Source organism: Streptomyces sp. NPDC090088 (assembly GCF_044747345.1).
Classification (GTDB): Bacteria; Actinomycetota; Actinomycetes; order Streptomycetales; family Streptomycetaceae; genus Streptomyces.
Genome location: NZ_JBIVDZ010000009.1, coordinates 322237 through 347765 on the forward strand (window position 1 = coordinate 322237; position 25529 = coordinate 347765).

Consider the following 25529-nt stretch of genomic DNA (forward strand, 5'->3'; position numbering starts at 1 on the left):
GATCGCTCCGGGGAGAGGTGTCAGGTGAGCGCGCCGGACATGGCGAGCGAGTGCAGGAAGCGCATCAGGGTCATCAGGACGTCCCGGCTGGAGGCCCGGCGGCGGGCGTCGCACTCGATGATGGGGATCTCGGGCGACAGGTCCAGCGCGGTGCGCAGTTCCTCGATGGGGTAACGGGGCGCGTCCGGGAAGGAGTTGACGGCGACGACGAACGGCACGCCGCGCTCCTCCAGGCGCCCCATGACGTCGAAGCTGACCTCCAGGCGCCGGGTGTCGATGAGCACGACCGCGCCGAGGGCGCCCTCGAACAGGCCGTTCCACAGGAACCAGAAGCGTTCCTGGCCGGGGGTGCCGAAGAGGTAGAGGACCAGCTGGTCGGTGATGCTGATCCGGCCGAAGTCCATGGCCACGGTGGTGGCGGTCTTGGACTCGGAGCCGTAGTTGTCGTCGACCCCGATACCGGCCTGGGTCATGGTCTCCTCGGTGGTCAGCGGCCTGATCTCGCTGACGGAACCGACCATGGTGGTCTTGCCGACTCCGAAGCCGCCGACGATCACGATCTTCACCGCGGCCTGGGCGGTGTGCGGCAGATGGTCCTGGGTGCGGGGGCCGGGGATCATCTCAGAGCTTTTGAAGTCCATGCATCACCGCTTCGAGGAGTGAACGGTCGGGGAGCGCCTGGCGGACGATCGGGGCGCGCGCCGTGACCAGTTCGGCCGTGATCAGCTCGGTGATCAGCGCCGTCATCGCACTGAACGGCAGGTTGAGGTAGGCCGAGAGCTCGGCCACGGACAGGGGGGCGAGGCAGAGCCGGAGCAGCGCCGCCTGCTCCGGGGTGACGGAGGGCGGTGGGTCGGCGCGCGCCACGATTAAGGTGACCAGGTCGAGTTCGGCCCGGGCGCCGTCGGCGCCGCTGATCACATAGAGCCGCTCGGGGTTCTTGTTGTCGCCGTCCCCGGTGCGGTCGTTGCCGCCGTCCGCGCCGCCGCTCTCGGGGACCGGCGGCACGGACGGCAGCGGCGGCTGGTGTTCCGGCCGGGGCTGACGCCGTTTGCGTTGCGGAGGAGTCATACGGTCTGCCCGTTCCGCCGGGGCGGACTGGTGAGGTGGGCGCCGATGCGGACGACGAGGTCGCGCATCATCTCGCTCATCCGGCCGGGTTCGCAGGTCACGTCGGCGAGCACCGCGAGGTAGGCGTTGGCGCCGGCGGACATCAGGTAGAAGTAACCTCTGTCGATCTCGATCAGGACGAGGTTCATGTCCCCGTTGCTGATGGGGAGTTCCTGGGCGACGGCGCCGGCCAGGCTCTGCACCCCCGCGCAGGCGGCGGCGAGCCGGTCGGCGGCGTCGGGGTCGCCGCCGTGCCGGGCGATGCGCAGGCCGTCGGCGGAGAGGACGACGATCATCTCGACGCCCGGTACGCCGTCGGCGAGTTGCTTGAGCATCCAGTCGAAGTTGCCTCGCTGCTGGATCACTTGAGATCCCCCTCGTCGTCGGCCTCGGGGCCGGCCGGGTCGTTGATCAGGTGCAGGTACTTGGTGGGGTTCCGGGTGAAGTCGGTGGGGTGCACACCCGGGTTGTTCTTCTTGAGCCCCTCCCAGAAGGCCTCGACCCAGAGGCCGGGCTCGCGGCGCTCGGGCTCCGGCTCGGGTTCGGGCTCCTTGTGCTGCGACCAGACGGTCGGGTTGCCCTCGCGTTCGGCGCGCTCGATGGCGGCCTGCTCGGCGAGCCGCTGGCTGAGCGGCATCTTCATCCGGCTGCGCCGCTGCGGCAGTCCGCCGGCGGTCCACTCGGTGACCTCGGGGACGTCGTCCTCCATGGAGATACCGGCGGGGATCCGGGGGCTGGTGGGCCGGCGCTTCTTGGGCGGCCGCTTGGGGCCTTCGAGGGCGCCCAGTTCGGGCTTGGGAATGCCGGTGGCGCCGATGCCGTGGGCGATGCCGGGGGCCGGGTCGGTGGTCATCATGTCGCTGGGCACGATGAGGACGGCCCGGACACCGCCGTACGCCGAGGCGCGCAGCGAGACATCCATGTTGTACGTCGTGCAGAGGCGGCCGACGACGGAGAGGCCGAGGCGCGGGTTCTCGCCGAGGACCTGGATGTCCTTGCCCTGCTTGGCCTTCTCCAGCAGGCCCTCCAGGCGGTCGCGGGCCTCCTCGTTGAGGATGACGCCGGCGTCCTCGATCTCGATGCACACACCGGACTGCACCTCGACGGCGGTGACGTGCACCTTGGTGGAGGGCGGCGAGTAGCGGGTGGCGTTGTCGAGGAGTTCGGCGGCCGCGTGGATGAGCGGTTCGACCGAGGTGCCCTTGATGTTGACCTGGCAGATGGAGTGCAGCTCGATGCGCCGGTACTCCAGGATCCGGGACATGGCGCCGCGCAGCACGCTGTAGAGGGCGACGGGGTTGGGCCACTGGCGGCCGGGGCGGCCGCCGCCGAGCACGGAGACCGAGTCGGCGAGGCGGCCGATCAGCGCGGTGCCGTGGTCGATGCGCAGCAGGTCGTCGAAGACCTCGGGGTTGCGGCCGTGGTCCTCCTCCATCTCCCGCAGTTCGTGGGCCTGCTGGTGGACGATGGCCTGGACGCGGCGGGCGACGCTGACGAACGAGCGCTCCAGGGAGTCCCGCTGGAGGTCCTCCTCGTCGACGATGTCGAGCATGGTGCGGATCAGCACGCGCTGCGACTCGGGCGCGTGGCGCAGCCGGGGGTCGAGGTCGAAGACCTGGCGAATCACCTCTTTGGGCGACTCACCGGCCTTCAGCCGGTACAGCGCGGTCGGGAAGACCTCCTTGCCGAGGCGTTCGATCTCCTCGTCGGAGGTGGTGAGTCGCTGTTCCAGATACGCGCTGTGACGGGCGTGCTCGGCCCGGGCGTACCGGAGCCTACGGCCGCGGCGTACCGCTTCCGCCGCCGTCACGAGCACCAGCAGCGTACCGACGGCCCCGCACACGCCGACGGCGGTCCGGGCGGGCCCCGCCACCAGGAGGACGGCGGCGGCGGTCGCCGCGGCCATCAGTATGGCGGGCAGCAACAGCACGCGCGCCAGGGAGAGTTCACGGCCATTGGGAGGCGATTGCACACTCACCATGTATGCCTTCTGAGACGAATCGGCTGGGTGTCGGGGGAGTTCGTGGGGGGAAGGTTCATGGAGCAGTCAGGATCTTCCGTATGTTTGGGAACAGGCGCACGAATTCATCTCAACTCGGTGCGCCGCGGGCGAGCTTAGTCCGACCGGATCAACGCCGTGTCATATTCAGCAAGCACCTGAAAACGCCCAAAGGAGTGGAGTACCCTCGGTCGTTTTGCACGCTGGGCATCTGTTCGCACACGTTGCGTCACGACGCACGGGCGTACGAGAGTGACTCGCCGTGACGGGTGAAAAGGCTCCCTGGGGCGAAACCTCCGCCGGGTTCAGACCCCCGCGATCCGCAGCGCCGCGTCGGCCGTGGCGCGGGCGAACTCGCCGACAGGGCGCTCCGGTTCGGAACGGTGGACCAGGATGACACTTTCGATCAGACCGAAGACCAGATCGGTCCGCAGCTCCAGCTCGCCCTTGCCGAGCGCCCCGCCGGCGTCCGTCGCGGCGATCAACTGGCGGTAGGCGTCCTTGAGTTCGGAGCGCACGGCGCGGAAACCGGCGAACCGCTCGGCGCGCACCTCGGGCAGCAGGTAGAGCGCGCCGAGGTTGTGCGGCCCGGCGCACAGCAGCTCCACGTCGGCCCGGCACAGGGCCCGCAGCCGCTCCCCGGCCGGCATCGCGTCGTCCGCGAGCAGCTCACGCGCGTACGCCAGGGACGGCGTGACGGTGGACTCCAGCAGCTCGGCGAGCAGCTCCTCCTTGCCGGAGACGTAGTGGTACATCGACGCCTGGCGCATACCCGCCCGCTCGGCGACGGCCCGGGTGGTGGTAGCCGCGTAGCCATGGGTGGTGAACAACTCGGCGGCAGCCACCAGCAGTTCGGCCCGCGGCTCCAGACCGCTGTCCGCCCGCTGCGCGACCCGCGGCCGGCCGACCCGGCGCCCACTGCTCGTCCCCATGTGTTCGATCCTCGCACACGCCGTCGCCCGGTGATCACGACGCGCGTCCGCGCCGCACCCCCGGTGAGCCCTCGGTAACCGGCCCGGAACGCGGTGGCAACGCCCTCGACCCGGCCCGCCCCTAATTTCTGTCGAGCGACAGAAATACCCGAGTCCAAGGAGCCGGAGGTCGGCGAGATGGCGACAGCGACCACGTACGGAGCCCGGGCGCATGCCCGCGCCCAGGAGGGCACCCGCGCCGCGGCCATGCCCGTCGTCCCGGCGGCACAGTGGCCGGACCCGCCCTGCGAGGCGGGCCACCTGGTGTGGGCCGAGACGGTGGCGGGCGGCAACTACACCCACCGCGTCCTGGCCCGCGGCACCGAGCTGCGGCTGACCGACCCGATCGGCGACGCCTGCGCCCATCTGCTGCTGTACGTCGCCGACCGCCCCTGGGAGCGGCTGAACGTCGCCGACACGGTCAAGGTCCAGTGGAACGCGTACCTCGGCGAGGGCGTCCTGCTCCTCTCCGACCAGGGCCGGGTCCTCGCCTCCGTCGTCGCCGACGCCTCCGGCCGGCACGACGCCCTGTGCGGCACCTCCACCCTGGTCCGCAACACCGACCGGTACGGCGACGGCACCCCGCAGTCGCCCTCCCCCGCCGGCCGTGAGCTGTTCAAGCTGGCGGCCGCCAAGAACGGACTGGAACCGCGCGACCTGCCGCCGTCCCTGTCGTTCTTCCAGGGCGTGGAGGTGCGCGAGGACGGCACGCTGGACTTCACCGGCTCGGCCGGCCCCGGCGGCAGCGTCACGCTCCGCGCCGAGCAGGACCTGACCGTGCTGATCGCCAACGTCCCGCACCCGGTCGACCCGCGCCCCGACTACGTCAGCACCCCGCTGGAGGTCCTGGCCTGGCGCGCCGCGCCGACGGCCCCCGGCGACCCACTCTGGGACGCCACCCCCGAGGGCCACCGCGCCTTCCTCAACACCGCCGAATTCCTCGCCGCGAGGGGGCTCGCATGAGCACGAGCACGGGTACGAGCACACGCACGCGCACGCAGACCGCCGTCGTCCCGTCCCGCGCCGCCTGGTCCGCCGTGATCCCCGAGGGCGACACGCTCACCATCACCGACCTGCACGGCAACCAGGCCGTCGACTTCCTCGTCTACGACGCCCACGACACCGCCGTCCGCTACAGCGCGCCGGACACGATCCACGCCCAGGGCTCCCTCTTCCTCACCACCGGCAGCGTGCTCATGAGCAACGAGCACACCCCCCTGATGACCGTCGTCGCCGACGAGGTCGGCCGCCACGACACGGTCGGCGGCGCCTGCTCCAAGGAGTCCAACACCCTGCGCTACGGCCACCACACCTGGTCCCAGCACGCCTGCGTGGACAACTTCCTCGCGGAGGGCGCCCGGCACGGCCTCGGCAAACGCGACCTGGTCTCCAACATCAACTGGTACATGAACGTGCCCGTCGAGCAGGACGGCACCCTCGGCATCGTCGACGGCATCTCGGCCCCCGGCCTGAAGCTGACCCTGCGCGCCGAACGGGACGTGCTGGTCCTGGTCTCCAACTGCCCCCAGATCAACAACCCCTGCAACGGCTTCGACCCGACGGCCGTGGAGATGACGATCGCCGGAGCCGCGGGATGACCTTCGACACCCTGCTGGTCGCCAACCGCGGCGAGATCGCCGTCCGCATCATCCGCACCGCCCGTGAACTGGGCCTGCGCACGGTCGCGGTGTACTCCGACCCCGACCGCTCCGCACCCCACGTCCGCCTCGCCGACGAGGCGGTCCGCCTCGGCCCGGCGCCCGCGAAGGAGTCGTACCTCGACGCCGACCTGGTCCTGAAGGCGGCCAAGGACACCGGCGCGGGCGCGATCCACCCCGGCTACGGCTTCCTCTCCGAGGACGCCGGGTTCGCCCGGCGCTGCGAGGAGGCCGGGATCGTGTTCGTCGGCCCGGCCCCGGAACAGCTGGAGCTGTTCGGCGCCAAGCACACGGCACGGGCGGCGGCCGAGGCCGCCGGGGTCCCGCTGGCCCCGGGCACCGGACTCCTCCCCGACCTGGCCGAGGCGCTCCGCGCGGCCGCCGCCATCGGCTATCCCGTCATGCTCAAGGCCACCGGCGGTGGCGGCGGCATCGGCATGTCGGCATGTCGATCCGCCGACGAACTGACCGACGCCTGGGAGCGGGTGCAGCGCGTCGCCGCCGCCTCCTTCTCCTCCGCCGGGGTCTTCCTGGAACGCCTGGTCGAGCACGCCCGCCATGTCGAGGTCCAGGTCTTCGGCGACGGCACCGGCCGCGTCGTCACCTTCGGCGACCGCGACTGCTCGCTCCAGCGCCGCAACCAGAAGGTGGTCGAGGAGGCCCCGGCCCCCGGCCTGCCCGACCACGTCCGCGGCCGACTGGCCACCGCCGCCCGCGAACTGTGCGCCTCGGTCGGCTACCGCTCCGCCGGCACGGTCGAGTTCGTGTACGACGCGGCCCGCGAGGAGGCCTACTTCCTGGAGGTCAACACCCGCCTCCAGGTGGAACACCCGGTCACCGAGGAGATCTACGGCGTCGACCTGGTCGCCTGGATGCTGCGCCTGGCGCGGGGCGAGACCGACGTCGTCCGCGACCCGGGCGCACCGCGCGGCCACGCCGTCGAGGCCCGCGTCTACGCCGAGGACCCCACCCGTGACCACCGGCCCAGCGCGGGCCTGCTGACCCGGGTGGAGTTCCCGGCGGACGTCCGCGTCGACGGCTGGGTGGAGACCGGCACCGAGGTCACGACGTCGTACGACCCGATGCTCGCCAAGGTCATCGCGTACGGCCCCGACCGCGCCGAGGCACTGCGCCGCCTCGACGAGGCGCTGGCCCGCACCCGGGTCGACGGCATCGAGACCAACCTCGGCCTGGTCCGCGCGGCCCTCGCCGAACCCGCCTTCCGCGCCGCCGCCCACGCCACGGCGACCCTCGCCGAGGTCACCGACCCCACCCCCCGTATCGAGGTGGTCGCCGCCGGCACGCTCACCACGGTCCAGGACTGGCCGGGCCGCACCGGCTACTGGCAGGTCGGCGTCCCCCCGTGCGGCCCGATGGACGACCGCTCCTTCCGCCTCGGCAACCGCGCCCTGGGCAACCCGGAGGGCGCCCCCGGCCTCGAATGCACCCTCCAGGGCCCGTCCCTGCGCTTCACCCACCCCACCACGGTCTGCGTGACCGGTGCCCCGGCCCCGGTGACCCTGGACGGCACCCCGGTCGCCCAGTGGGAGCCGGTGACGGTCCCGGCGGGCGGCCTGCTGGAGATCGGCGCCCCCTCCGCACACGGCCTGCGCACCTACGTCCTCTTCGCCGGCGGCGGCCTGGACGTCCCGCCCTTCCTGGGCAGCGCGAGCACCTTCACGCTCGGCCGGTTCGGCGGTCACGGCGGCCGGGCCCTGCGCACGGGCGACGTCCTGCACGGCGGAGCCGTCACGGAGGGCGAACCGGTCGCCGAACGCCCGCGGTTCACCTCCGCCTGGAACCTCGCGGCCGTCGAGGGCCCCCACGCCGCACCGGAGTTCTTCACCGAGGACGACATCCGCGACTTCTACGCCGCCGAGTGGAAGGTGCACTTCAACTCGGCCCGCACCGGCGTCCGGCTGGTCGGCCCCAAGCCGCGCTGGGCCCGCACCGACGGCGGCGAGGCCGGCCTGCACCCGTCCAACATCCACGACACCCCGTACTCGGTCGGCGCCGTCGACTACACCGGCGACATGCCGGTCCTGCTCGGCCCCGACGGCCCCTCCCTGGGCGGCTTCGTCTGCCCGGCGACCGTCCTGAGCGGCGAACGCTGGAAACTGGGCCAGCTCCGCCCCGGCGACACGGTCCGCTTCGCCCCGGTCGACATCACGGGCGCGGCCCGCCCCGAGATCGTCGACGGCGGCATCCTGGCCCGCGACGGCGATGTGACCTATCGCCGCAGCGGCGACGACAACCTGCTGGTCGAGTTCGGCCCGATGCAGCTCGACCTGGCGCTCCGCATGCGCGTCCACGCGCTGATGGAGGCGGTGACGGCGGCGGCCCTGCCCGGGGTCACCGACCTCACCCCCGGCATCCGCTCGCTCCAGATCCAGACGGACCCCCGTCTCCTCTCCCAGCCCGAACTCCTCGCCGCCGTACGGGACATCGTCACCGCACTCCCGCCCACCGACGAACTCGTGGTCCCCTCCCGCACGGTCCACCTCCCCCTCTCCTGGGACGACCCGGCGACCCGCGAGGCGATCGCCCGCTACATGGCGGGGGTCCGCGACGACGCCCCCTGGTGCCCGTGGAACATCGAGTTCATCCGCCGGATCAACGGCCTGGACTCGGTCGAGGACGTCTACCGCACGGTCTTCGACGCGGAGTACCTCGTCCTCGGCCTGGGCGACGTCTACCTGGGCGCCCCGGTCGCCACCCCGCTCGACCCGCGCCACCGCCTGGTCACCACCAAGTACAACCCGGCCCGCACCTGGACCGCCGAGAACTCCGTCGGCATCGGCGGCGCCTACCTGTGCGTCTACGGCATGGAAGGACCGGGCGGCTACCAGTTCGTGGGCCGGACGACCCAGGTGTGGTCGGGCTGGCAGCAGCGCGGCGCGTTCGAACCGGGCTCGCCGTGGCTGCTGCGCTTCTTCGACCGGATCAGGTGGTACCCGGTGTCGGCGGACGAACTCCTCGACCTGCGCGCCGACATCACCTCCGGCCGCTTCGTGCCCCGCATCGAGGAAGGCACCTTCTCCCTCGCCGCGTACCAGGACTTCCTCACCGAACACGCCGACGCCATAGCCGAGTTCAGGACGAGCCAGCAGGCGGCCTTCGGCGCGGAACGCGACGCGTGGGAGGCGGCGGGCGAGTTCGCGCGGGCGGACGCCGCCACGGCACCCGCCGCCGCACCGGCCGAGGTGTCGATACCGCCGGGCGGCCGCCTGATCGAGGCCGAGTTCGCCGCCTCCGTCTGGCAGCTGAACGTACGCCCGGGCGACGAGGTGGCGTCCGGCCAGCCCCTCCTCGCCCTGGAGGCGATGAAGATGGAGTCCAGGGTGCACGCGCCGATGGCAGGCGTGGTGGCGGAGATCCTGGCGAGGCCCGGCGACCAGGTGGAGGCGGGGACAGCCCTGCTCGTCCTGGCGCCGGCCGCGAACTGACCGACAGGAGCAAGAGCATGTCCAGCACCGTCTCCCGTGTCCGTGCCGCCTACGCGCGCGTCGAAGCGGTCGACCGCCCCGAGATCTGGATCGACCTGCGCCTGCGGGAGGAGGTCGAGGCGGAGGCCCGCGCGATCGACGAACGGGTCGCCGCCGGCGAACGGCTCCCCCTCGCGGGCCGCCTGTTCGCCGCCAAGGGCAACATCGATGTGCACGGTCTGCCCACGACGGCGGGCTGCCCGGCCTACGCGTACGAACCGGAGGCCGACGCCCCGGTGGTGGCCAGGCTGCGCGCGGCCGGGGCGATCGCCCTCGGCACCACCAACCTCGACCAGTTCGCGACCGGCCTGGTCGGCACCCGCTCCCCGTACGGCGCGGTCCGCAACGCGGTCGACCCGGCCAGGATCAGCGGCGGCTCCAGCTCCGGCTCGGCCGTCGCCGTGGCCCTGGGCATCGTCGACCTGGCCCTCGGCACGGACACCGCGGGCTCGGGCCGGGTCCCGGCCGCCTTCAACGGCATCGTCGGCCTGAAGCCGACCCGCGGCCTGGTGCCCACGGCCGGGGTGGTCCCGGCGTGCGCCTCGGTGGACTGTGTGACGGTGTTCGCCCGGACCCTTCCGGAGGCCGAGCAGGCCTTGTGGTATGTCACACAGCACCCGGACCGCCCGCTCCCGCCCCTCCCCCAGCGACCCCCCGGCCCCTGGCGCATCGCCGTCCCACCGCTCGCCCAGCTCGGCGAGCTGGACGAGGGCTGGGCGGAGGCCTATGAGCGGACAGTCGCCCGCCTGGCCGCCTCCGGCGCCACGATCCAGCCCCTGGACCTGACGCCCTTCACCGAGGCGGCGGCCATGCTCTACGACGGCGCGTTCGTCGCCGAGCGCTACACAGCGGTGGGCGCCTTCATCGACAAGTCGATCTCATCGGGCGGCGAGGGCCTGGACCCCACGGTCGCGGGCATCATCACCCGGGCCCGTGACATCCCCGCGCACCGGCTCTTCACCGACCAGGACCGACTGGCGGCCCTGCGCACCCGCGCCCTGGCCGAACTGTCCGACGCGGACGCCCTGCTCCTCCCCACGACCCCCGGTCACCCCACCCTCGCCGAGGTCGCCGCCGACCCCCTGGGCGCCAACGCCCGCCTGGGCCGCTTCACCAACTCCACGAACCTCTTCGACCTGGCCGCGGTGGCGGTCCCGGCCGGTGAGGTGAACGGCCTCCCCTTCGGCGTCATGCTGATCGGCCCCGCCTTCACCGACGACCGCCTGACCACCATCGCCCGCGCCCTGGAACCCCGGGTGAGCCTCGCGGTCCTGGGCGCCCACCTGACCGGCCAGCCCCTCAACCCCCAACTCCTCGCCCTGGGAGCGGTACTCGACCGCACGACGACCACGGCACCGACGTACCGCTTCTACGCCCTCGGGACGACCCCGCCGAAGCCGGGCCTGGTCCACGTGGACGAGGGCGGCGCCGCGATCGAGGCGGAGGTATGGAGCCTGCCCCCCGAAGGCCTGGGCCGCCTGCTCACCGCACTCCCCCGCCCGATGACGCTGGGCAGCGTGGAACTGGCAGACGGCACCAGCGTCCCCGGCTTCCTGTGCGAACCGAGCGCACTGACGGACGCCGAGGACATCACCCACCACGGAGGATGGCGAGCCTTCTTGAAAGAGGCCTAGGACGAGCGCCCCTTAGGGGCGCGGGGCTGTATGCGATATGCGGCTACCGCCGCGCGGGCGCGACCAGCCACACCCCACCCGCACCCGCCAACCCACCCGTCACCCCACCGACGAGTACGCCACAACCCCCCGCAACACCAGATCAACCGCCTTCCGCGCAGTCTTGGCCACGGTCGAGCCCTCCGCGGGAGAAGCCGCCGCGGACAGCTGCCCCAGCACATCGATCACCTGCTTGCACCAGCGCACGAAGTCACCGGCCGGCATCTCCGCCTCCCGCAGCACCTCGTCCAGCCCCATCCCGGAGGCCCACATATAGGCGGCCCAGGCGAAGCCGAGTTCCGGCTCACGCTGCCCGACCCCTTCGGTCTGCGTGATCCGGAACTCCTCTTCCAGCGCGTCGAGCCGCCCCCAGATCCGGACCATCTCGCCGAGCGCGGCCCTGGCCTTCCCGGACGGCAGCTTCGGCACCATCGCGTCGTCCCCGACCCGGGCCTCGTACACCAGCGCCGAGACGCAGGCGGCGAGTTCGGCGGGGCCGAGGCCTTCCCAGACCCCCGCCCGCAAGCATTCACTCGCCAACAGGTCCAGTTCGCCGTACAGCCGGGCCAGCCGCTTGCCGTGCTCGGTGACCTCGTCCCCGCGCAGGTAGTCCAGTTCGGTGAGCAGCGCCACGATCCGGTCGAAGGTGCGGGCGATGGTGTTGGTCCGCCCCTCGATGCGCCGCTCCAGCTGCGAGGTGTCCCGGATCAGCCGGTGGTACCGCTCGGCCCAGCGGGCGTGGTCCTCACGGTCGTTGCACCCGTGGCAGGGGTGCGCCCGGATGGCCGTGCGCAGCCGCGCGATCTCCCGGTCGTCCGCGGCCTGCGACCGCTTCTTGCGAGCGCGCTCCGGCGGGATGTGCCCGGCCTTGGTGCGCAGCGCGGACGCGAGGTCCCGACGGGACTGCGGGGAACGGGGGTTGAAGGACTTGGGGATCCGCATCCGCTCCAGCGCCTCGACGGGCACCGGGAAATCGATCGAGGCCAGCCGCTTGACCTGCCGCTCGGCCGTCAGCACCAACGGGCGCGGCCCGTCGTGCTGTTCGAAGCCGCGGTGGCCGTTGGACCGCCCGGCGGGCAGCCCGGGGTCGAGGACGAGGGCCAGGCCCGCGTACTTGCCCGTCGGGACGTGGATGACATCGCCCGGCTTGAGCTTCTCCAGTGCCACGGCCGCCTCGGCGCGCCGCTGGGCGACGCCCTGCCGGGCCAGTTCGGTCTCCCGGTCCTTCAGTTCGCGGCGCAGCCGGGCGTAGTCCTCGAAGTCGCCCAGGTGGCAGGTCATGGACTCCTTGTAGCCGGCGAGCCCTTCCTCGTTGCGCTGCACCTGACGGGAGATCCCGACGACCGACTTGTCGGCCTGGAACTGCGCGAACGAGGTCTCCAGCAGCTCGCGCGAGCGGTGCCGCCCGAACTGCTCGACCAGGTTGACCGCCATGTTGTACGACGGCTTGAAGCTGGACCGCAGCGGATACGTACGCGTACCCGCGAGCCCGGCCAGGTGCTCGGGGCTCATCCCGCGCTGCCACAGCACCACGGCATGGCCCTCGACGTCGATGCCCCGCCGACCCGCACGGCCCGTCAGCTGGGTGTACTCGCCGGGGGTGATGTCGGCGTGCTGCTCGCCGTTCCACTTGACGAGCTTCTCCAACACCACCGAGCGGGCGGGCATGTTGATGCCGAGCGCGAGGGTCTCGGTGGCGAACACGGCCTTGACCAGGCCGCGGACGAAGAGTTCCTCGACGACTTCCTTGAAGGTGGGGAGCATGCCGGCGTGGTGGGCGGCGATCCCGCGCTCCAGGCCCTCCAGCCACTCGTAGTAGCCGAGGACGTGCAGGTCCTCCGGCGGGATGGACGAGGTGCGTTCCTCGACGAGGGCGCGCACCTTCTCCCGCGCCTCGTCGTCGTTGAGCCGCAGGCCCGCGTGCAGGCACTGCTGTACGGCGGCCTCGCAGGCGGCGCGGCTGAAGATGAAGGTGATGGCGGGCAGCAGGCCCTCGTTGTCGAGGCGTTCGATGACCTCGGGGCGGCCCGGGGTCCATACCCGGGAGCGCTGCCGGCGCTCCCGCTCCCGGTCGGCCTCGCGCATGGCGCGGCCGCGTCTGCGGTCCTGGTACGACGGACGCTGTGCCTCCATCCGGGCCAGCCGGGTGAGGTCGGGGTTGACGGCCTTCTTCTGGCCCTCGCCCTCCTCGAACAGGTCGTACATCCGGCGTCCGGCGAGCACGTGCTGGAACAGCGGGACGGGCCGGTGTTCGGAGACGATGACCTCGGTGTCGCCACGGACGGTGTCGAGCCAGTCGCCGAACTCCTCGGCGTTGGAGACCGTGGCCGACAGGGACACCAGGGTCACGGACTCCGGGAGGTGGATGATCACCTCTTCCCAGACGGCGCCGCGGAAGCGGTCGGAGAGGTAGTGGACCTCGTCCATCACCACGTAGCCGAGGCCGATGAGGGTCTGGGAGCCCGCGTACAGCATGTTCCGCAGGACCTCGGTGGTCATGACGACCACGGCGGCGTCCGGGTTGATGCTGTTGTCGCCGGTGAGCAGGCCGACCATGCCGTCGCCGTAGCGGCGGCAGAGGTCGGCGTACTTCTGGTTCGACAGCGCCTTGATGGGTGTCGTGTAGAAGCACTTCTTGCCCTGCATGAGGGCGAGGTGGACGGCGAACTCGCCCACGATCGTCTTGCCGGAGCCGGTGGGGGCGGCCACCAGTACGCCCTTTCCGGCTTCGAGCGACTGGCAGGCCTCGATCTGGAAGGGGTCGAGGCCGAAGTCGTACATCTCGCGGAACGACGCGAGCGCGGTGGCCTGCTCGGCTGCCCGCTGGCGGGCCGCCGCATATCGCTCGGCCGGTGAGAGGTCCTCTGTCATCGTGCTTTCGAGCGTACCGGTCCCCACTGACAACAGGACGATCATTATCCGGAACATGGGACAACGGACGACGAAGAGGTGCCCGCGTCCTGGGACGCGGGCACCTCTCGGTGGCTGTGGTGGCCGGTCAGGTCACGTCGTCGTAGCCGTTGACCCGGTCCGGGCCGGCCTCGGGCAGCGCGCGGCTGGCGGAGACGGTCTCGACCTCGCCGACGTCCTCGGGCGTGAGATCGAGGTCGGAGGCCTCGTCGTCGTCCAGGCCGTCCTCGTCGCGGCGGCGCCTGCGGCGGTCGTTGAGGAGGGAGAACGCGACCGCGCCGAAGTACAGCACCCAGATCGGTCCGGCGAGCGCCAGCATGGAGAGCGGGTCGGTGCTCGGGGTGGCCACGGCCGCGAAGACCGTGATGCCGAGGATCATCGCCCGCCACCAGCCGAGCATGCGCTTACCGGTGATGATGCCGGTGAGATTGAGCATCACCAGGAGCAGCGGCAGCTCGAAGGAGAGACCGAAGACGATCACCATGCGGGTGACCAGCTGCAGCAGGTCGTCGAGGGGCAGCAGGTTGGCGATGCTGCCGCTCGGAGTGAAGTCGATCAGCACCTTGGCGGTGGTGGGCAGCACCGCGTACGCGAAGTAGGCGCCGCCGAGGAAGAGCGGGGCGCCGGTGAAGACGAACGCGTAGGCGTACTTCTTCTCGTTCCTGTGCAGACCCGGGGCGACGAAGGCCCACAGCTGGTACAGCCAGATCGGCGACGCGAAGACCACGCCGGCGGTCAGGGAGACCTGGAGGGCGAGCGTGAACGGAGCGAGCAGGCCGTCGATGGTGATCGTGGCGCACTTCTCGCTGCCACCCGCGCTGTTGATCTCCGAGAAGGTCTGGTGGCAACCGATCGAGTCGAGGATCGGCTTGGTCAGGAAGTTGATGATGTCGTTGTAGAAGAAGGCGGCGACGACCGTCACGATGACGATGGCCAGCATGGCCTTCGCGAGCCGGTTGCGGAGCTCACGAAGGTGATCCGCGAGAGGCATCCGCCCCTCGGGATCCCTCTCCTCTTTGCGGGCAGACTTGGGCAACCCACGTCCTCATCTCGTGCGGCAGGCCGGGGGCTACCGGCCTTGCGTCAGCGCTGGGTGGTGTCCGACGGCTCGTTGACCGGGCGGGAGCTGGTCACGTCGCCGGGGGCCGCCTGAATGGTGCGCTGGGCCTGGGACTGCTCGCCGGAGGCGGGCGCCTGGGCGGAGCTGGTGGTGTTGCCCTCTTCCTTCATCGCCTTGGCCTCGCTCTTGAGGATGCGCGCGGACTTGCCGAGCGAGCGGGCCATGTCCGGAAGCTTCTTCGCGCCGAACAGCAGGATGACGACGACAAGGATGAGAATGATCTCGGGGGCTCCGAGCCTTCCGAACATAAGTCTTTACCTTCTCACCGAGGCGGCTGGGTGGGGTGCTGTCCGATCCGTCGGACATACGTCCGAGTGATCGTGCTGTCAGCGATCGTAACGCTCAGGGGTAAACGTGAGGCAATCCCCGTGCGTACTCCCGGTCCGCGGTACGGGCCTCGTTCTCCGTGCCGCGAGCAGCAGCGTACCTTTCCCTGCGGGCACCGTGACAGGGCGAAGTGACGCAAACCGCTTATGGCCCACTACTCACATCGCTTCCACAGCGGGCGTCACAGTGCGTCGACAGTGCGGGCGGCGCTCTCGGCGGCCCGCTCCAGGTCCTCGGCGGCGCGGCTGATGCGCCGGGCCGAGTCCGTGACCTGCGCTCCCAGCTGTCGTGCCGCCAGGAAGACCCGGACGGCGAGCACGCCGAGCACGGCGAGACCCACGAAACCCACAGCTACCGCGACCATCGCCCAGAACATGCGCCGAGCCTAGACGGTGGGGTGCAGCCGCAGTGTCCTGACCCCGCCGCCGGTGAGCAGTTCGACGATCCGCTCGCCGGCGGGCTTGCGGACGGCGGCCCCGCAGTCGGGGCAGGTGAAGGAGTAGAACGTCGTCTTGCTGGTGGCTCCGATGGCCAGGCGCAGGGCGCTCGCGGTGAGCTCGAAGCTGCCCCGGCAGTCCGGGCAGCCGGCCCGGAACACCACGGGGACCACTCTTCTCATCCCGGCGAAGGCGGCCGCGACCGTCATCTCCCGCGCTCCCGCGACACCGGAACCCGAAGCCTCGTCCAGAACCCCAGAAGACTCGTTCAAATCCCTCGCCCCTGCCCTTCCTCGTCGCCGTGCCCAACGTGGTCGTACGCCGCCAGTGCCTCGCGGGCCGCCCGGCGGGCACTGTCGGCCAGCTCGGGCGGTGACACGATCCGGCCGTCGCCGCCGAGCCTGAGCGCCAGCCGGCGCAGGGAGGCCGGATCGGGGGTGCGCAGGGTAATACGCAGTCCGCCGTCGGGAAGCTCATCCGCGCTGTCGTGCGGGTAGTACTCGGCGACCCAGCGGCCGCCCGGGCCTACCTCGACGACCACCTCGGGGTCCTCCGCGGCGGGCTGCACCAGGGCCTCGGACAGGTCGCGCAGCTCGATCTCCGGGGGCGCGGACGGCTCGTCCAGGATCTTGATCTCCGCCACCCGGTCGAGCCGGAAGGTGCGCCGGGCCTCGGAGCGCCGGCACCAGGCCTCCACATAGGTGTGGCCGACGCTGACCAGGCGGATCGGGTCGATCTCGCGCTCGGTGACCTCGTCGCGGGCGGGTGAGTAGTAGCGGATCCACAGGCGGCGGCGCTCGGCGATGGCCCGGTCGACGTCGGCGAAGACGCCGCCCTCGGACTCGAAGGTCACCGAGAGGCGGGCACTGGCGTCGCCCGCCTCGCCGGCCGCGGTCTCGACCTTGGCGGTGGCCCGCAGCAGCGCCTGCCGGTCGCCCTCGCGCAGTCCGGGCAGGGTGGCCACGGCGCGGGCTGCGACAAGGAGCGCGGTCGCCTCGTCGGCGGCGAGCCGGAGCGGTTCGGCGGCCTCCTCGCCGAGCGCGGCCGCGTTGTGCCACCAGATCCGCTCGCCGTCGGTGTCGATGTCCAGCAGGTCGCCGCCCCGGAAGCTGGTGCCGCACATGGGCAGCACGTCGAGGTCGGAGACCAGCTCATCCTCGGTGATGCCGAAGGCGCGGGCGACGTCCGCGATCCGGGCGCCGGGGCGCTCGCGCAGATAGGTCACCAGGGAGAGCATCCGTCGGGTCTGGTCGATGGCGTTCACGGGCCTGACCGGTTTGCCTGCCACTGTCTTGCTCCGCTCCCCCTCAGCCCTTGGCCACGGCACGCAGCCGGTCCACCACGTCCGCACGCAGCTCGGCCGGCTCCAGCACCACCGCGTCCGGTCCGAACTCCACCAGCCAGGCGTCCAGCCCGTGCCCGTACGGAATCTCCAACTCGTCCCAGCCGTCTCCGAGTTCCCGGACCGCGGTGGCCTTCGCCCGAAGGGGGTAGCCGGACCCGGAACGGAGCCGGATCAGCGCGGAGCGGTCGGCGATCTCGCCGGCCCAGCTCGCGACGGTCTCGCGCACGGTGACGACGTCCGGGACCGGCACGGTGAAGCCGGTGCCCCGGGAGCGGACCTTGCCGGTGATCCGGGAGAGCCGGAACACCCGCTCGGCACCGCGGTCGCGGTCCCAGCCCGCCAGGTACCAGTGGCCGCGCCAGCACTCCAGGGCCCAGGGTTCGACATGCCGGGTCTCGGGGTGGGCGGCGGTGGCCTTGCGGTAGTCGAAGACGACCGGGCGGCGGTCGCGGCAGGCCAGCATCAGCGGTTCGAACGCGGCCTCGTGCACGGGGATCCGCGGCTCCAGGGCGCCATGGGCCTCGTACGGGTCGACGTCCTCGGGGAGCCCGGCCGCGCGCAGCTTCTGCAGCGCTCCGCTGGCCGCGCCGGCGAGCCGGGCCTGCTGCCAGACCTTGGCGGCGAGCCCGAGGGCGGCGGCCTCCTCGGCGTCGAGGGTGATGGGCGGGAGGCGGTTGCTGTCGCGGCGGGCGAGGTAGCCGACCTCGCCGTCCAGGTTCTCGACGGTCTCGATCACCAGGCCGAGCTCGCGCAGATCGTCCTTGTCGCGCTCGAACATCCGGTTGAAGGAGTCGTCCGACCCCGCTTCCAGGTAGGCCTCAATGGATTCCCGCAGCTCACGCTTGCTGAGCGGCCGCCGCGTTCCCAGCAGACACAGCGCCAGGTTCATCAGCCGCTCGGCCTTGGCAATGGCCATCGACGCCCTTCGCCTTCCCTATGGTGCTTCTGACCGATGACCGTACCGCTCCGGAGTGTCACGGCAAAAGCCAGTGCCAACATTGAGGGCCGAAACGGACAGGCCACGACAAACGACGAGGGCCCGCGCACACGGCACGGGCCCTCGTCCAGCCGGTTTCCGACCGGGACCGGTCAGCGCCTCACGGGCGCCGGCCAGGGACGGGGATCAGACCCCGAGCAGGTCCACGACGAAGATCAGCGTCTCGCCGGCCTGGATCGCCGGGGTCGGGCTCTGGTTGCCGTAGGCGAGGTGGGCCGGGATGGTCAGCTGGCGACGGCCGCCGACCTTCATGCCCTGCACGCCCTGGTCCCAGCCCTTGATGACCCGGCCGCCGCCCAGCGGGAAGCGGAACGGCGTACCGCGGTTCCAGCTGGCGTCGAACTCCTCACCGGTGCTGAACGCGACACCCACGTAGTGCACGGTGACGGTCTGGCCCGCCTGGGCCACCTCGCCCTCGCCCTCCCAGATGTCCTTGATCTCCAGGTCGGCCGGGGGCTCGCCGCCGGGGAAGTCGATCTCGGGCTTGTCGATGCTCACGTCTCTGGCTCCTGCTTGTGTACGACACGGAACCCGGACAGTCTTTCATCCCCGCCCGGCCGATGCCCGCGCGACTACATCGCCGCCAGGATGTCCACCGAGAACACCAGCGTCGACCCCTTCTTCACCACACCACCGCTCGGCGGGTTGTTCCCATAGGCGAGGTCCGGCGGTACGACGATCATCACCCGGCTGCCCACCTTCTTGCCGGTGATCCCCTGCGCCAGGCCCTTCACGACCTCCTGCATCTGCTCCAGCGAGAACTGGCTCAGCCGCGCGGTCGAGTAGGTCTGCTCGAAGGTCTTGCCGCCGTCCCAGACCACGCCCTTGAACTGGCACAGGATCGTCTGCGCGGCCTGGACCTCCGCGCCGTCGCCCTCCAGGACGTAGTTCGACACCAGCTTCTTCGGCGGGTCGGCCTTGGGGATGTCGATCGACGGGGCCTTGCCGTCCGTGTTCGTCCCCACCTTGGGCAGCGCGGCGTCGCTCTGCGCGACCTCCTTGCCGGTGCTGGAGCTCTTCGAGTTGAAGGAGTCCAGCACGTCCACCACGAACACCAGCGTGTCGGTGCCCTTGATACCCGCCTGGGAGTTGCCCGAGGTGCCGTAACCCCAGGTCGGGGGCACCGCCATCAGGACCCGGCTGCCCACCTTCCTGCCCGCCAGCGCGTACCGCCAGCCGTCGATGATGCTGCCCTGGGCAAGCTGCATCAACAGGGGCGAACGGTCGTAGGACTGGTCGAAGACCTTGCCCGTGGACCAGATCTGCCCCAGGTAGTTGGCCTGGATGAAGTCGTTCTCGGCGACCGACTTGCCGCTGCCCGCGATCACCGTCTTGACCGCGAGGTTCTTCGACGGGTCCCCGGTGCCCTTGGCCACGGTCGGCTTCTCGTCGAACTTGGTGCCCGCCGTGATCGCCGGCAGCGGCCCGTCCACGATCTTCGGCGGCGGTACCGAGGAGGCCGAGGCCGACGGTGCCGCGCTGGCCTTGCTGGAGGCGGACTTGTCGTCACCGCACGCGGCGAGCGTGACCAGCCCAACGGGAACGGCGGCAAGGAGAACAGAGCGTCGGCGCACGGAAGAGCCTCGTAATCGGTCGATCTTGCGGATGGCGTGCGCGCAACTCTACGGCGTGACAAGGGCGCCGTACGGGAAAGTACGGCGCCCGTGTGGCGTCTGTGGAGTGCGCTCGCCTACCGCGTCACATACCGGCGATGAGCTTCTCCACCCGGTCGTCCACCGAACGGAACGGGTCCTTGCACAACACGGTCCGCTGTGCCTGGTCGTTGAGCTTGAGATGCACCCAGTCGACCGTGAAGTCCCGCCGCTGTTCCTGGGCCCGCCGGATGAAGTCACCGCGCAAACGCGCCCGAGTCGTCTGCGGCGGCACCGACTTGCCCTCGAAGATCTTCAAGTCATTGCAGATCCGCGCGGCTTGCCCCTTCTTCTCCAGCAGGTAATACAGACCCCGACGACGGTGAATGTCGTGATAAGCGAGGTCTATCTGCGCCACTCGCGGATGCGACATGGTCATGTTGTGCTTGGCCCGGTACCGCTCGATGAGCTGGTACTTCATGACCCAGTCGATCTCGGTGCCGATCCGGTCCAGATCCTCCGCCTCGATGGCGTCCAGGGTCCGGCCCCACAGCTCCAGCACCTGCTCGACCGTGCCGGTGCGGATACCGCGCCGCTCGCAGAAGTCCACGGCCTTCTCGTAGTACTCCCGCTGTACCTCCAGCGCCGAGGCCTCGCGGCCACTGGCGAGGCGCACCTTGCGCCGGCCCGTGATGTCGTGGCTGACCTCGCGGATCGCCCGGATCGGGTTCTCCAGGGTCAGGTCCCGCATCACCGTGCCCGCCTCGATCATGCGCAGCACGAGGTCGGTGGCACCGACCTTCAGCAGCATCGTCGTCTCGGACATGTTCGAGTCGCCCACGATGACGTGCAGCCGGCGGTAGCGCTCGGCGTCGGCGTGCGGCTCGTCGCGCGTGTTGATGATCGGCCGGGAGCGCGTCGTCGCCGAGGACACGCCCTCCCAGATGTGCTCCGCCCGCTGGCTCACGCAGTACACCGCACCGCGCGGCGTCTGCAGCACCTTGCCCGCGCCGCACAGCAGCTGGCGGGTCACCAGGAACGGAATGAGGATGTCCGCGAGCCGGGAGAACTCCCCGTGCCGCGCCACCAGATAGTTCTCGTGGCAACCATAGGAGTTGCCCGCCGAGTCCGTGTTGTTCTTGAAAAGGTAGACGTCGCCCGCGATTCCTTCCTCATGCAGGCGTCGTTCGGCGTCCACCAACAGCCCTTCGAGAATGCGCTCGCCGGCCTTGTCGTGGGTGACCAGTTCGGTCACGTTGTCACATTCGGGTGTCGCGTATTCCGGATGTGAGCCCACGTCGAGATAGAGCCGGGCGCCGTTCCGCAGAAAGACATTGCTGCTACGGCCCCATGACACGACACGGCGGAAGAGGTACCGCGCCACCTCGTCAGGCGACAGGCGGCGCTGTCCCCTGAACGTGCACGTGACGCCGTACTCGTTCTCCAGCCCGAAAATGCGGCGGTCCATGACTGAACATTACGCCCGATCCCCTGAGCTGAAACGGGGTTCGGCAGCACGATTTGGATCATTTTCCGAACCGGTCGCAACCACCGCACCCCCACCGGGAGCTGCGAGGACCCGCCGCGTGACCACCAGGACCAGCAAGGACACACCCCCCGCCACCGCCGGCACCGCGAAGCCCCAGAGCGCTCCGCCCGCCTCGACGACCGGGCCCGCCAGGCCCGTTCCGACCGACGCCCCCACCGTGAACGTCGTCACAAGCCAGGAGAACGCCTCGGTGACCGTCCCCCGCGGGGCATGCCGGTCCACCAGCACGAACGCACAGGCGATGGCCGGCGCGAGGAACACTCCGGCCAGCACGGTGAGCAACACCATGGCCAACGCATCCGGCATCAGCATCAGCGGCAGATAACAGACCGCCAGAAGCGCCACCAGCACCCGCAGTCGCCGCCCCGGCTCCCCCGACCACCGCCGCGCCCCGTAGACGGACCCCCCGAACAGCGCCCCGAGCCCCAGGGCGGCCATCAGCCAGCCGTACACCGCGTCCCCGCCGTGCTCGTCCGCGTACGGCACCGACGCCACCGTGATGGAGCCCAGCGCGATCCCCACGAACAGGAACGCGCCCAGCAGCGCCAGCAGCCCGGGCGAGCGCAGCGCGCCCAGCCAGTGCGCCTCGCGCGGCGCCGAGCGCCACGCGCGCGAGGGCGGCGAGACCACGACGGAGAGGGCCCCGAGCACGCCCAGCGCGTTCACGACGAGCAGCGCCGCCTGCGCGGACCACAGCGACACGCACAGCGTCACCAGCAACGGGCCCACGGTGAACATCACTTCCTGCGCCACCGCGTCCATCGCGTACGCCGTGTGCACCTGCTCCCCGTCACCGAGCACGCTCGGCCACAGCGCCCGCAGGCCGCCCTCCAGCGGCGGGGTGAAGAGCCCGGCCGCCGCCACGGATGCGTAGGCGAGCGGCAGCGTCCCGGTGCCGGCGAACGCGAAGACGGCCATCGCGAGGGCCGAGGCGAGCGCCGCGGGCAGCTGGACCCGCGGCTGCCCGCGCAGATCGACCAGCCGCCCCAGCACCGGCTGGCCGACCGCGTTGGCCACCCCGTACACCGCCGCGAGCACCCCCGCCAGGCTGTACGTACCGCCCTCCGCGCGCACGAACAGCACGATCGCGATCGCCGCGGTCGCGTTCGGCAACCGGCCCACCAGCGTCCCGGTCAGCAGCCGGGCCGCATGTCTCGCCCTGAGGATCTCCAGGTACCCCGCGGCCATGACCTGCCTCCAAGTTTTACGTATAACCCCTTCTCCCATACGTACCATGTGCCCTGTTCACACGTCCAGACGAAGGAGCGCACCCCCGGTGGCACGCAGCAGCACGCGCCCGACGAGCCGCGACGTCGCCCAGGCCGCCGGCGTCTCCCAGGCCGCCGTGTCACTCGTCCTCGGCGACAAGTGGCGCGGCCGGGTCTCGGAGACCACCGCCGCCCGCGTCCGCGAGGCCGCGCGCGACCTCGGCTACCGCCCCAACCTCGCCGCCCGCAACCTCCGCCTCGGCCACACCCGCACCGTGCTCCTCGTCGTCCCCGCGCTGACCACCGAGTTCTTCGCCGGCGTCTACACCGGCGCCGCCCGTGTGGCCGCCGAGAACGGCTTCGGCGTCGTCCTCTACCCGTCCCCCGAGGGCATCGGCCCGGCCCGCGACCCCTTCGCCTCCGCCCAGGCCGCCCTGGACGGCGTCATCGCCTCCTCCATGGCCGCCGACGCCCTCAGCGCCATCCGCGGCGACCAGCTCCCCCTCGTCATGCTCGACAGCGACCCCGAGGGCAGCCTGGGCGCCGCCACCGTCAACCTGGACATCGCCGACGGCGTACGGCAGGTCGCCGAACACCTGCTCGGCCTGGGCCACCGGCGCTTCCTGCACATCGCGGCGGACGTGGCGTCCTGGACCTTCGAGGTACGCGCCCGGGAGCTGGCCGCACGGACGGCGGCAACGCCCGGCACCTCGGTCCGCACGGTCCGCGCCCCCATCTCCATCGACGGCGCCGTCACCGCCGCCGAGGCCGCCCTCGCCGGCCCCGGCCCCCGGCCCACCGCCCTCGTCTGCGACGACGACAAGCTCGCCGCGGGCGCCTACAAGGCCGTACGCCGCCTCGGCCTCCGCGTCCCCGACGACATCTCCGTCACCGGCCTCGACGACCTCGCCCTCGCCACCGCCATCGACCCCGAGCTCACGACCGTGCGCCTGGACGCGGAACTCTTCGGCGAACGCGGTATGCGGGCCCTCCTGGCCGTCCTGGAGGGCCGGGAACCGGAGAGCGGGGACATCCCGGTCGAACTGGTCGTGCGGGGCTCCACGGCGCCCCCACGGCCCTCCTGACCACACAGGAACCCACACGAGAACCCACATCGCGGGAACGCCCGCGCCCCGCCCGGTGGTCACCGGACGGGGCGCGCGGAGCGGAACCGATCAGGGCTGGTGGAGCGGGACTGATCGGAATGGACAGGGAGCGCTACTCGACGTCTCCGCCGGACTCCTCGGCCTCCTCGGCCTCGGCGGCCGTGGTCGCGCCGTCGGCCTCCAGCAGCCGGCCGAGCTGCGGGCCCACGATCCGCTTGAACTTGCGCTGCTGCGGACGCGTACGGTCCAGCACCGCGACCTCCAGGCGCTCCGCGGGAATGTCCCGCTGAGTGCCGTTGGACTCCCGGGACAGCGCCGTCACCGCCAGCTTCAGGGCCTCGGCGAGGGTCATGCCGTCCCGGTGCTCGCGGTCCAGATACGTGCTGATCTGCTCCGCGTTGCCACCGACCGCCACCGAACCGTGCTCGTCCACGATCGAGCCGTCGTGCGGCAACCGGTAGATCTGGTCGCCCTCCGGGGTCTCCCCCACCTCGGCGACCACCAGCTCCACCTCGTACGGCTTCTCGGCCGCGCTGGAGAAGATCGTGCCCAGGGTCTGCGCGTACACGTTGGCAAGACCGCGCGCCGTCACATCGTCACGGTCATAGGTGTAACCACGGAGATCGGCGTACCGCACGCCGCCGATCCGCAGATTCTCGTACTCGTTGTACTTGCCGGCGGCGGCGAAGCCGATCCGGTCGTAGATCTCGCTGAACTTGTGCAGCGCGCGGGACGGGTTCTCGCCGACGAACACGATGCCGTCGGCGTACTGGAGCACAACCAGGCTGCGGCCTCGCGCGATGCCCTTGCGGGCGTACTCGGCACGGTCCGCCATGGCCTGCTGGGGTGAGACATAGAACGGCGTCGACACCGGTATCCGTCCCCTTCCTTAGGGTTCCGTCGAAGTCACTGGGATCACCTTCACAACAAGCGCCGAGCGCCTCAGAGCAGCGCCGCGCGCGGTCCGTCCGGCTCCTCCAGACGGCGCGCCAGCACCGCGCGGGCGAGCTCGGACGCCTCGTCCTCGGTGAGCCGACGGAAACCGGCCTCGGTGATCACGGTGATGATCGGGTAGATCCGGCGGGCGACATCGGGACCACCCGTCGCCGAGTCGTCGTCAGCCGCGTCGTAGAGGGCCTGCACCACCAGTGTGGTCGCCTGCTCCTCTGTCAGGTCGTCGCGGAACAGCTTCTTCATCGCACCCCGCGCGAAGATCGAGCCGGAGCCCGTCGACGCGAAGTTGTGCTCCTCGGAACGGCCGCCCGTCACGTCGTACGAGAAGATCCGCCCCTTGGCCCGGTCCACGTCGAAACCGGCGAACAGCGGCACGACCGCCAGCCCCTGCATCGCCATGCCCAGGTTCGAGCGGATCATCGTCGACAGCCGGTTCGCCTTGCCCTCCAGCGACAGCTGGGCGCCCTCGACCTTCTCGAAGTGCTCCAGTTCCAGCTGGAAGAGCTTCACCATCTCCACGGCGAGACCGGCGGTGCCGGCGATGCCGACGGCCGAGTACTCGTCGGCCGGGAACACCTTCTCGATGTCGCGCTGGGCGATCACGTTCCCCATGGTCGCCCGGCGGTCACCGGCCAGCACCACGCCCCCGGGGAAGGTCACCCCCACGATCGTCGTCCCGTGCGGCGCCTCGATCACCCCCTGTGTGGGCGGCAACTGGCGCTTGCCGGGCAGCAACTCCGGCTGGTGCTCACCCAGAAAGTCCATGAACGAAGAGGACCCAGGCGTCAGGAAGGCAGCCGGCAGACGCCCGGTGCTACGAGTGTTGGCTTCCACAAGTTTCCTTCCAGGTAAGCAGCGGTTCGGCGCGCGGCGGCGGACTGGTCCCTCGAAGTGCCGATGGCCGAATTGCAGTTGAAGCTCAGTACGCCTCGGACCCTACCCGTCTTGTGGCGGTGATCCACATGAACGGGCGGGGTATCGAGGCAGATCGCGCGGAGTCCGTACGGGGAGGCGACCATCGCGTCGCGCTCGGCTTCGGTGCTTCCTGGCGGCGCCCGTGGAACTCGGCCGCGCGTGCGCGACGGTCG

Annotated in this window: 23 protein-coding genes and 1 pseudogene; 5 read left to right on the top strand and 19 right to left on the bottom strand. The window is 71.0% G+C overall.

Going from position 1 to position 25529, the window contains the following annotated elements:
- Positions 1-20 precede the first annotated feature (20 nt).
- The 5 genes from ACIPSJ_RS38380 to ACIPSJ_RS38400 form a co-directional block, all read right to left on the bottom strand.
- Positions 21-641, bottom strand: a complete 621-nt coding sequence (locus ACIPSJ_RS38380) for an ATP/GTP-binding protein (RefSeq protein ID WP_355710922.1) — start codon at positions 639-641, stop codon at positions 21-23.
- Positions 622-1071 carry a DUF742 domain-containing protein gene (locus ACIPSJ_RS38385; protein ID WP_359209338.1) on the bottom strand — a complete coding sequence of 150 codons (450 nt, stop codon included), beginning with the start codon at positions 1069-1071 and terminating at the stop codon, positions 622-624. The genes ACIPSJ_RS38380 and ACIPSJ_RS38385 overlap by 20 nt, the downstream gene beginning before the upstream one ends.
- Positions 1068-1475, bottom strand: coding sequence for a roadblock/LC7 domain-containing protein (locus ACIPSJ_RS38390; protein WP_046726726.1), 408 nt, complete (start codon positions 1473-1475; stop codon positions 1068-1070). The genes ACIPSJ_RS38385 and ACIPSJ_RS38390 overlap by 4 nt, the downstream gene beginning before the upstream one ends.
- Positions 1472-3091, bottom strand: a complete 1620-nt coding sequence (locus tag ACIPSJ_RS38395) for an ATP-binding protein (protein ID WP_359209336.1) — start codon at positions 3089-3091, stop codon at positions 1472-1474. Before ACIPSJ_RS38395 ends, ACIPSJ_RS38390 begins: the two co-directional genes overlap by 4 nt.
- A gap of 323 nt (positions 3092-3414) precedes the next feature.
- Positions 3415-4041, bottom strand: coding sequence for a TetR/AcrR family transcriptional regulator (locus ACIPSJ_RS38400; protein WP_401352835.1), 627 nt, complete (start codon positions 4039-4041; stop codon positions 3415-3417).
- 177 nt (positions 4042-4218) lie between these two features.
- On the opposite strand from ACIPSJ_RS38400, the gene ACIPSJ_RS38405 reads away from it, so the two are divergent.
- From ACIPSJ_RS38405 to atzF, 4 genes are read left to right on the top strand one after another with little or no spacing between them, the layout of a single operon-like run.
- On the top strand, positions 4219-5043 hold the full coding sequence (locus tag ACIPSJ_RS38405; protein ID WP_401352837.1) for an urea amidolyase associated protein UAAP1: 825 nt from the start codon (positions 4219-4221) through the stop codon (positions 5041-5043).
- Positions 5040-5678: an urea amidolyase associated protein UAAP2 gene (locus tag ACIPSJ_RS38410; RefSeq protein WP_401352839.1), complete on the top strand. Its 639-nt coding sequence runs from the start codon at positions 5040-5042 to the stop codon at positions 5676-5678. Before ACIPSJ_RS38405 ends, ACIPSJ_RS38410 begins: the two co-directional genes overlap by 4 nt.
- Positions 5675-9184 (top strand): 5-oxoprolinase/urea amidolyase family protein, encoded by a 3510-nt coding sequence (locus tag ACIPSJ_RS38415; protein WP_401352841.1) that lies wholly within the window; start codon positions 5675-5677, stop codon positions 9182-9184. The genes ACIPSJ_RS38410 and ACIPSJ_RS38415 overlap by 4 nt, the downstream gene beginning before the upstream one ends.
- A 17-nt stretch (positions 9185-9201) precedes the next feature.
- Entirely contained in the window at positions 9202-10857 is a 1656-nt protein-coding gene (atzF, locus tag ACIPSJ_RS38420; RefSeq protein ID WP_401352843.1) for an allophanate hydrolase, read from the top strand.
- 99 nt (positions 10858-10956) lie between these two features.
- Here the strand turns inward: atzF and ACIPSJ_RS38425 are convergent, their stop codons facing one another.
- From ACIPSJ_RS38425 to ACIPSJ_RS38475, 11 genes are all read right to left on the bottom strand, one after another.
- Positions 10957-13812, bottom strand: a complete 2856-nt coding sequence (locus ACIPSJ_RS38425) for a DEAD/DEAH box helicase (protein ID WP_401352847.1) — start codon at positions 13810-13812, stop codon at positions 10957-10959.
- An 82-nt stretch (positions 13813-13894) separates the two neighbouring features.
- On the bottom strand, positions 13895-14842 hold the full coding sequence (gene tatC, locus ACIPSJ_RS38430) for a twin-arginine translocase subunit TatC (RefSeq protein ID WP_359209316.1): 948 nt from the start codon (positions 14840-14842) through the stop codon (positions 13895-13897).
- Positions 14843-14889: 47 nt separating this feature from the next.
- A complete protein-coding gene (gene tatA, locus ACIPSJ_RS38435; protein ID WP_359209313.1) occupies positions 14890-15174 on the bottom strand; it encodes a Sec-independent protein translocase subunit TatA in 285 nt (94 codons plus the stop codon).
- A gap of 260 nt (positions 15175-15434) precedes the next feature.
- A complete protein-coding gene (locus tag ACIPSJ_RS38440; RefSeq protein WP_355726726.1) occupies positions 15435-15629 on the bottom strand; it encodes a hypothetical protein in 195 nt (64 codons plus the stop codon).
- A 9-nt stretch (positions 15630-15638) separates the two neighbouring features.
- The gene (locus tag ACIPSJ_RS38445; RefSeq protein WP_351490293.1) at positions 15639-15899 is read right to left on the bottom strand and encodes a hypothetical protein; all 261 of its coding nucleotides are present in this window, start codon (positions 15897-15899) and stop codon (positions 15639-15641) included.
- Between the two features lie 59 nt (positions 15900-15958).
- On the bottom strand, positions 15959-16978 hold the full coding sequence (locus ACIPSJ_RS38450; RefSeq protein WP_355726723.1) for a WYL domain-containing protein: 1020 nt from the start codon (positions 16976-16978) through the stop codon (positions 15959-15961).
- Positions 16979-16997: 19 nt separating this feature from the next.
- The gene (locus ACIPSJ_RS38455) at positions 16998-17951 is read right to left on the bottom strand and encodes a WYL domain-containing protein (RefSeq protein ID WP_359209308.1); all 954 of its coding nucleotides are present in this window, start codon (positions 17949-17951) and stop codon (positions 16998-17000) included.
- Positions 17952-18158: 207 nt separating this feature from the next.
- Positions 18159-18530: an FKBP-type peptidyl-prolyl cis-trans isomerase gene (locus ACIPSJ_RS38460; RefSeq protein ID WP_365685458.1), complete on the bottom strand. Its 372-nt coding sequence runs from the start codon at positions 18528-18530 to the stop codon at positions 18159-18161.
- Between the two features lie 74 nt (positions 18531-18604).
- A complete protein-coding gene (locus ACIPSJ_RS38465; RefSeq protein ID WP_401352851.1) occupies positions 18605-19606 on the bottom strand; it encodes an FKBP-type peptidyl-prolyl cis-trans isomerase in 1002 nt (333 codons plus the stop codon).
- A 124-nt stretch (positions 19607-19730) separates the two neighbouring features.
- On the bottom strand, positions 19731-21092 hold the full coding sequence (gene pafA / locus ACIPSJ_RS38470) for a Pup--protein ligase (RefSeq protein WP_067429457.1): 1362 nt from the start codon (positions 21090-21092) through the stop codon (positions 19731-19733).
- Positions 21093-21101: 9 nt separating this feature from the next.
- Entirely contained in the window at positions 21102-22361 is a 1260-nt protein-coding gene (locus tag ACIPSJ_RS38475; RefSeq protein WP_401352853.1) for an MFS transporter, read from the bottom strand.
- Between the two features lie 88 nt (positions 22362-22449).
- Between ACIPSJ_RS38475 and ACIPSJ_RS38480 the strand changes: the two genes are divergently transcribed.
- Positions 22450-23466 (top strand): LacI family DNA-binding transcriptional regulator, encoded by a 1017-nt coding sequence (locus ACIPSJ_RS38480; RefSeq protein WP_359209298.1) that lies wholly within the window; start codon positions 22450-22452, stop codon positions 23464-23466.
- Between the two features lie 133 nt (positions 23467-23599).
- On the opposite strand, the gene prcA is transcribed toward ACIPSJ_RS38480, so the two are convergent.
- The 3 genes and pseudogenes from prcA to ACIPSJ_RS38495 all read right to left on the bottom strand — a co-directional run.
- The gene (prcA, locus tag ACIPSJ_RS38485) at positions 23600-24358 is read right to left on the bottom strand and encodes a proteasome subunit alpha (protein ID WP_359209295.1); all 759 of its coding nucleotides are present in this window, start codon (positions 24356-24358) and stop codon (positions 23600-23602) included.
- Between the two features lie 71 nt (positions 24359-24429).
- Positions 24430-25275: a proteasome subunit beta gene (gene prcB / locus ACIPSJ_RS38490; protein ID WP_359209292.1), complete on the bottom strand. Its 846-nt coding sequence runs from the start codon at positions 25273-25275 to the stop codon at positions 24430-24432.
- Positions 25227-25478: pseudogene (locus ACIPSJ_RS38495) on the bottom strand (endonuclease domain-containing protein); the annotation flags it as partial. The pseudogene ACIPSJ_RS38495 and the gene prcB, both read right to left, overlap by 49 nt.
- Positions 25479-25529 lie beyond the last annotated feature (51 nt).